Annotated in this window: 6 protein-coding genes; 2 read left to right on the forward strand and 4 right to left on the reverse strand. The window is 75.2% G+C overall.

Annotated features, from left to right (window positions below):
* Positions 1-105: 105 nt before the first annotated feature.
* The 4 genes from LG634_RS20520 to LG634_RS20535 all read right to left on the reverse strand — a co-directional run bounded on the left by LG634_RS20520 (position 106) and on the right by LG634_RS20535 (position 5,624).
* Positions 106-2,535 (reverse strand): transglutaminase TgpA family protein, encoded by a 2,430-nt coding sequence (locus LG634_RS20520; RefSeq protein ID WP_226735354.1) that lies wholly within the window; start codon positions 2,533-2,535, stop codon positions 106-108.
* On the reverse strand, positions 2,532-3,905 hold the full coding sequence (locus LG634_RS20525) for a DUF58 domain-containing protein (protein WP_226735355.1): 1,374 nt from the start codon (positions 3,903-3,905) through the stop codon (positions 2,532-2,534). Before LG634_RS20525 ends, LG634_RS20520 begins: the two co-directional genes overlap by 4 nt.
* Positions 3,905-4,936, reverse strand: a complete 1,032-nt coding sequence (locus LG634_RS20530) for an AAA family ATPase (protein WP_226735356.1) — start codon at positions 4,934-4,936, stop codon at positions 3,905-3,907. The genes LG634_RS20525 and LG634_RS20530 overlap by 1 nt, the downstream gene beginning before the upstream one ends.
* A gap of 139 nt (positions 4,937-5,075) precedes the next feature.
* Positions 5,076-5,624, reverse strand: coding sequence for a beta-class carbonic anhydrase (locus LG634_RS20535; protein WP_226735357.1), 549 nt, complete (start codon positions 5,622-5,624; stop codon positions 5,076-5,078).
* 302 nt (positions 5,625-5,926) lie between these two features.
* On the opposite strand from LG634_RS20535, the gene rsmH reads away from it, so the two are divergent.
* Positions 5,927-6,883 (forward strand): 16S rRNA (cytosine(1402)-N(4))-methyltransferase RsmH, encoded by a 957-nt coding sequence (gene rsmH / locus LG634_RS20540; RefSeq protein ID WP_226735358.1) that lies wholly within the window; start codon positions 5,927-5,929, stop codon positions 6,881-6,883.
* A gap of 34 nt (positions 6,884-6,917) precedes the next feature.
* The coding region (gene ftsL, locus LG634_RS20545) for a cell division protein FtsL (protein WP_372482465.1) at positions 6,918-7,335 on the forward strand (418 nt) is incomplete at its 3' end.

The raw sequence follows: 7,335 nt of genomic DNA on the forward strand, positions 1-7,335 counted from the left end.
TCCGGCACACAGACGCCGGTGCGCCGGGGCTCGGGGGGATCGAGCCCCGTCGCACCGGCGTTCCCGTCGTCCTGCGGGGCCCGTACGCCGGGCCCCGCAGCGTCCTCAGCCCCGCCCGCGGACCGGCAGCCGCATCCGCAGCGCCCGCAGCCGCCCGGACACCGCGGCGGCCAGCGCCGCCCGGCGGGCCGACAGGGCCCACAGCACCCGCACCGAGGACCGCGGCACGAACCGGGCCCGCAGCCGGGCCCACCGGCCCAGTCCCGCCAGCAGCGCCGCCCGGACCAGCAGCACGTCCGGCCGCAGCCCGGCCGTCGGCGGGGCCACCCGGGCGTACAGCACCCGCTCCACCGCCCCGGCCACCCGGTGCACCGCCTCCGCGGCCTCCGTGTCCAGCCCGCCGAGCCGTACGATCCGCTCCGCGGTGCCGCGCGGCGACAGCGCGTCGTCGGGCAGGATGCCCGCGTCCCACGCCGCGTCCGTCAGCTCCTGCCACACCGCCAGCGTCCGCACCGGCGACACCGCCGCCACCTCGACGCCGTCCGCCGCAAGGGCCCCGGGCCCGGCGGAGGCGGCGGCCAGCCGGCGCCGGCGCACCGCCAGCCGCCACAGGAACGGCAGCAGCAGCACCAGCACCACAGGCACGGCCACGGCCAGGACCAGCAGGGCCGTCTCCCACCAGGCCGTCCCGTCGTCCACCGCACCGGCCTGCGCGCCCGCGGTCGGACCGCAGTCGCCCAGCCGCCGCATCTGCGCGGTGCAGCCCGCGGACGAGGACGGTGCCGGAGCCGCCGCGCTGTCCGAGGTGCGCGGCGCCGGCGCGGTCGGACCGGCGGTCCGGCCCGGCGCGGTCTCGCGCAGCGTGTAGTCCGGGGTGGTGCCCCGGGTCGGGGTCGGCTCGAACCGGGTCCAGCCCACCCCCTCGAAGTACAGCTCCGGCCAGGCGTGCGCATCGCGCAGCCCCACCGACCGGGTGCCGTCGGACTGTGCCTCGCCCGGGGTGAAGCCCACCGCCACCCGCGCCGGAATGCCCAGCTCACGCGACATCACGGCCATCGAGAAGGCGAAGTGGACGCAGAAGCCCCGCTTGTCCTTGAGGAAGCGGACCACGGCCTCCGAGCCGGTCCCCGAGGAACCGCTCGTGTCGTAGCGGAAGTTCCCCGACGAGGCGAACCAGTCCTGCAGCGCCACCGCCCGCCCGTAGTCGGACGTCGCCTTCCGCGTCACCGCCCGCGCGGTGTCCCGCACCACGGCCGGCACGCCCTCGGGCAGCGCCGTGTACTCCTTCTTCAGCTCCGGGGGCGCCGGCGGGGCCGCCGCCAGCTGCCGGGGCGTCGGCTGCACCAGCAGGCTGCGCACCGTGTACTGGGCGCCCCGGGTGTCCTGCTTCCGGTCGCCCACGACGGTCCGCCCGGCCGGCTCGAACCGCCAGCGGCCGTCGATCTCCACCTGCGTGGCCGGGTAGGGGAGCGGCAGGTACGACTGCCCGTACCAGCCCGCCGCCGACAGGCTCGTGCGCACCTCCCGGGTCTTCACCTGCGGGCTCAGCCCCGGGGGTGCCGGCAGCCGCTCCGGCACGTCCTCCACCTGCCGCTCGGAGGTGCGCCACGAGGTGCCGTCGAACTCGTCGAGGGCCACGATCCGCAGGTACTGGCCGGCGGCGTCAGGGGTGTCCGTGCGGTAGCGCAGCACCTCCCGGTTCTCCGGCTGGTTCAGGTTGCTCTGCAGCGACACCAGCGGGTTGACCGCCGAGATCGTGCCGCCGAGGCCGTCGCCCTCGCCCTTCCCGGTGCCGGCCAGCACCCCGCCCTCCAGCGCCGGCAGCAGCAGCGGCACCAGCACGGCGACGCCGAGGGCCGCCGCGCCCAGCCGCCGGCCGGTGCGCACCGGGGCCAGCGCCCCGCCTGCGCTCAGGCCCGCGTTCGAGCGGCCCTTCGGGCTGCCGCCGAACACCCGGCCCCACTGCGAGACCCGGTCCCGGCCCTCGGCCAGCAGCAACAGCAGGTAGCCGGCCGCGGCCGCCACGAAGTAGCCCCAGGCCGCCCCGCCGGAGGTGAGCCCGGCCGCCACCGAGTACAGCGCGAGCAGCGGCAGACCGGCCGGCGCCGCGGTACGGAACGTCACCGCGAGCAGGTCCACCATGAGGCCGATCAGCAGCACCCCGGAGACCAGCAGCAGCGCGATCCCGTCGGTCAGCGGCGCCGGCGAGGCGTAGTGGCCGACGTCCTCGACGCCCTGCTGGTACAGCGCGCCCAGCTCCTGCAGCACGCCCGGGCCGGGCAGCACCCCGGCCAGCGCCCGCTCGCCCGCGTACGACAGCGTCAGCAGCACCAGGGAGACCAGCAGCTGCACGCCGATGGTCAGGGTGCGGGCCAGCGGCACCCGCCGGGCCAGCGCACCGGCCCCGCTCTGCACGGCGAGCAGCACCGCGGCCCGCAGCAGCCAGGTGTCCGGATGCACCAGAGGGATCAGCGAGCCCGCCGTCAGCAGCGTGGCCAGCAGCGCGAACAACGTCAGTCTCGCCCTGCTGCTCATGACCGGCCCCCCGTGGTTCCCGTACCGCCCGTGCCGTGGTCCGCGGCGAAGCCGCGCCCGGCCGGGTCGCCCGCCTGCCGCCACAGCGGCGCCAGCGCGGCCCCCGGGGGCACGGCCAGCGCCGTCCACCCGGTCTCCTGCAGCCGCCGCAGCCGCTTCCCGGCCGCGGCCCCGTCACCGGACCCGCCCGACCAGGCGGCCGGATCCAGCACGAAGGCGACGGCGGCACCGCTGTGCCGGCGCATCTTCGCGGCCAGCGCGGTCTGCGTGTCGTCGAGGTCGCCCAAGAAGGCGATCAGCAGCCCCTCCGAGCCGCCGCCGGCCAGCACGTCGTTGGCCCGCGACAGCCCGGCGCCGTCGGAGTGCCCGACCACGGCGAGGGTGTCCATCATCATCCCGGCCGCCTCGGCCGAGTCCTGGCCGCCGGCGGCGAACCCGCCCGCGCCCGCCTCCGGCACCGAGGTGCCCGAGTCCGTCAGCAGCCGTACGGAGAAGCCCCGTTCCAGCAGGTGGACCACCGCCGAGGCGGCCCCGGAGACGGCCCACTCGAATGCGGAGTCCGGCCCCGCACCCCGGTAGGCCACCTTCCGGGTGTCCAGCAGCACCGTGGCCCGGGCCCGCTGCGGCTGCTCCTCGCGGCGCACCATCAGCTCGCCGTACCGCGCCGTCGAGCGCCAGTGCACCCGGCGCAGGTCGTCGCCGTGCCGGTAGGTCCGCGGGATCACGTCGTCGTCGCCGGCCAGCGCCAGCGAGCGCTGCCGCCCGTCGCCGTAGCCGGAGGACTCGCCGGTCATCCGGACCGCGGGCAGCGGCTCGGTCCGGGGGATCACGGTCAGCGTGTCGTACGCGCTGAACGCCCGGGTCAGCTCCACCATCCCGAACGGGTCGGTGAGCCGCAGCTGGAGCGGCCCCAGCGGGTAGCGGCCGCGCAGGTCCGAGCGGACCCGGTAGGACACCTCGCGGCGGCCGCCCGCCTCGACCCGGTCCAGCACGAACCGCGGCCGCGGACCCAGTACGTACGGCACCCGGTCCTGGAGCAGCAGCAGTCCGGTGGGCAGCCGCGACACGTTGTCCATCCGCAGCTGCACCCGCGCCTCGGCACCCGCCGGCACCCGCATCGGGGTCAGCCGGCGGGTCGCCGCCACCCGGTAGCGGGTGCGGTGCAGCGCCATCGCGCACAGCAGCGGCAGCACCGCCAGCAGCAGCCCGACCCGCAGCAGGTCGCCCTGGCCCAGGACGTACGCGCACACCGCGGCGGCGACGCCCGCGGCCACGAACGAACGGCCGCGCGTGGTCAGCCCCGACAGGGCCGCCCGCAGTCCCGCGCGCTCGCCGGCGTCACGGCCCGCGGGCCGCCCCCCGGCCGCCATCAGAAGCTCCGGACGCCAGGCGACCGCTCGCCGTGCCCGGCCGGTGCGCCGATGGTCCCGCCGGGAGCCGCGTGCGGGACCGGGGTGCGCTGGAGGATCTCCGCGACGACCTGCTCCGCGGTACGGCGGTTCAGCTGGGCCTGCGAGGTCGGCAGCAGCCGGTGCGCGAGCACCGGCGCGGCCAGCGCCTGCACGTCGTCCGGCAGCACGTAGTCCCGTCCGGACAGCGCCGCCGACGCCTTCACCGCGCGCAGCAGGTGCAGGGTGGCGCGCGGCGAGGCGCCCAGCCGCAGGTCGGGGTGGCTGCGGGTGGCTGCGACCAGCTCGACCACGTACCGCTTCACCGGCTCCGCGACGTACACCTCGCGGACCGCCTCGATCAGCTTGACCACGTCGTGGGCGTGCGCGACGGCCTGCAGGTCGTCGAGCGGGGACACCCCGCCGTGCACGTCGAGCATCTGCAGCTCGGCCTCGGGGCTCGGGTAGCCCACGGAGACCCGCGCCATGAAGCGGTCGCGCTGCGCCTCGGGGAGCGGGTACGTGCCCTCCATCTCCACCGGGTTCTGCGTGGCCACCACCATGAACGGGCTGGGCAGCTCGTACGTCTGCCCGTCCGCCGTGACCTGCCGCTCCTCCATGGACTCCAGGAGGGCGGACTGGGTCTTCGGCGAGGCGCGGTTGATCTCGTCGCCGATCACGATCTGCGCGAAGATCGCGCCGGGCTTGAACTCGAACTCGCGGCGCTGCTGGTCGTAGATGCTCACTCCGGTGATGTCGGAGGGCAGCAGGTCCGGCGTGAACTGGATGCGCTGCACCGAGCAGTCGATCGACCGCGCGAGCGTCTTGGCCAGCATCGTCTTGCCGACGCCGGGCACGTCTTCGATCAGCAGGTGCCCCTCGGCGAGCAGCACCGTCAGCGCGAGCCGAACGACCTCGGGCTTGCCCTCGATCACACTCTCCACCGACCGGCGTACCCGGTCCGCTGTGGTGGTCAGATCAGCGAGGCTCGCTCGATCGTCATAGGTCGTCACCGGCCCTCCTCGGCCCAATTTCCGGGCCGACGCCCTTTGCGCATGACCGGCCCACCCCGAAACACGGCGCACCGGCCGGAATCGAAGGTCCGGGCGGGCGCCCCACCGCATTCTTGACGGCGTTACGCCCCCCTGTCACTCAGGAGAGGGGATCGATCTCGCGCAGAAGTCCGGTGGTCACGTCGAAGACGAAGCCTCGCACGTCGTCCCGGTGGAGCAGGAAGGGGGAGGTCCGGACCCGCTGCATGGACTGCCGGACGTCCTGGTCGACGTCGCGGAACGCCTCCACGGCCCAGGCCGGACGCTGGCCGACCTCGTCCTCCAGCTCGTGCCGGAAGTCCTCGGTCAGGGCCTCCAGGCCGCAGCCGGTGTGGTGGATCAGGACCACGGCCCGGGTGCCCAGGGCCCGCTGGCTGATGGTGAGGGAGCGGATCGTGTCGTCGGTGACGACACCGCCCGCGTTGCGGATGGTGTGGCAGTCGCCGAGCTGGAGGCCGAGCGCCTTGTGGAGGTCTATTCGGGCGTCCATGCAGGCCACCACGGCCACGTGCAGGACCGGACGGGCGTCCATGCCGGGGTCGCTGAACTGCTCGGCGTAGCGCCGGTTGGCCTCGACGAGCCGGTCGGTCACCGTCGCGCCCGGGAGTTCGGACGCGGGGACGGCGGGCAGGGAAGCGGAAGTCGTCATGTCTACGACGGTAGTGCTCACGGCCGGGCACAGCAGAGGAGAGGACGGACAAAGACGGGCACCCGCTGTTGTTGTGAGCTAACCCACAAGCGTGGCCGGAGGGGGCCGATCGGGTGGTACGACCCATTTGCCGGTTCCCAGCGGGCGGACGGCACGGCACGCGGGCCGGTTCGTTGACCGGGGCGACCCGTGGACTAAAGTGGCGCGAACCGGCCGGCGCCCGGGGTCCGCCCCGCTCCCGGCCCGAAAATTCCCGCGTGCGCGGCGCGTATCGCAGGTCGCGCCACTGTCTGAGAGGGCGCATGAGCGAGACCCGACACGTCCCGGTGATGCTCCAGCGGTGCCTGGACCTGTTGGCCCCGGCGCTGGAGAGGCCCGGGGCCGTCGTCGTCGACTGCACCCTCGGCCTCGGCGGCCACAGCGAGGCCCTGCTGACCCGCTTCCCCGAGGTGCGGCTGGTCGCCCTCGACCGCGACAAGGAAGCCCTGCGGCTGTCCGGCGAGCGGCTGGCGCCGTTCGGCGACCGGGCCACCCTGGTGCACGCCGTGTACGACGAACTGCCCGAGGTCCTCGACCGGCTCGGCATCCCCAAGGCCGACGGCATCCTCTTCGACCTGGGCGTCTCCTCGATGCAGCTCGACGAGGCCGACCGCGGCTTCGCGTACGCCCAGGACGCCCCGCTGGACATGCGCATGGACCAGACGACCGGGATCAGCGCCGCCGAGGTGCTCAACACCTACCCGGCCGGCGAGCTGGTGCGGATCCTGCGGGCGTACGGCGAGGAGAAGCAGGCCAAGCGGATCGTCTCCGCGGTCGTCCGGGAACGGGAGAAGGAGCCCTTCACCAACAGCGCCCGGCTGGTCGAGCTCATCCGCGACGCCCTCCCGCAGGCCGCCAAGCGCACCGGCGGCAACCCGGCCAAGCGCACCTTCCAGGCGCTGCGGATCGAAGTCAACGGCGAACTGACCGTGCTGGAGCGGGCCGTCCCGGCCGCCGTGCAGGCCCTCGCCGTGGGCGGCCGGATCGCCGTCCTGTCCTACCACTCGCTGGAGGACCGGCTGGTCAAGACCGTCTTCGCGGCGGGCGCCACCAGCACCGCGCCGCCCGGCCTGCCGGTCGTGCCGGAGAAGTACCAGCCCAAGCTGAAGCTGCTGACGCGGGGCGCCGAGCTGCCGACCGAGGAGGAGGTCGCCGAGAACCGGCGGGCCGCCCCGGCCCGGCTGCGCGGGGTCCAGCGGATCCGCGAGGAGGAACTGTGAGCGGTGCACCGGGGCCGGAGCGCGAGGGGGCGGCGTGAGCAAGGCGGCCGCGCCGGCGCGCGGGCGGGCCGGACTGTTCGGGGGACCGCTGCGGTCACGGCCCGGCGAGCCGGCCGGTGCCGCGGGCCCGGCCCGGACGCCGTTCGTGCTGCTGGTCGTCGTCCTCCTCGGCGGCGGCCTCATCACCCTGCTGCTGCTGAACTCGGCCCTCAACGAGGGCTCGTTCCACCTCAGCCGGCTCAAGAAGGAGACCACCGCCCTCACCGACGAGCAGCAGGCGCTCCAGAAGGACGTCGACGCCTACTCGGCGCCGGACGCCCTGGAGCGCCGGGCCCGCGAACTGGGTCTCGTGCCCGGCGGCAGCCCGGTCTTCCTCGGCCCCGACGGCAAGGTCAACGGCGTGCCGAGCACTGCGGCCGCCCCGCCGCCGCCCACCCCGGCCGCCGCGAACC

The organism is Streptomyces bambusae, from assembly GCF_020532645.1.
In the GTDB taxonomy this organism is placed as follows: Bacteria; Actinomycetota; Actinomycetes; order Streptomycetales; family Streptomycetaceae; genus Streptomyces; species Streptomyces bambusae.

Excerpts from the sequence above, each read along its gene's own strand:
- LG634_RS20520 (WP_226735354.1), bottom strand. The coding sequence starts at position 2,535 with ATGAGCAGCAGGGCGAGACTGACGTTGTTCGCGCTGCTGGCCACGCTG.
- rsmH (WP_226735358.1), top strand. The coding sequence starts at position 5,927 with ATGAGCGAGACCCGACACGTCCCGGTGATGCTCCAGCGGTGCCTGGAC.
- LG634_RS20535 (WP_226735357.1), bottom strand. The coding sequence starts at position 5,624 with ATGACGACTTCCGCTTCCCTGCCCGCCGTCCCCGCGTCCGAACTCCCG.
- LG634_RS20525 (WP_226735355.1), bottom strand. The coding sequence starts at position 3,905 with ATGGCGGCCGGGGGGCGGCCCGCGGGCCGTGACGCCGGCGAGCGCGCG.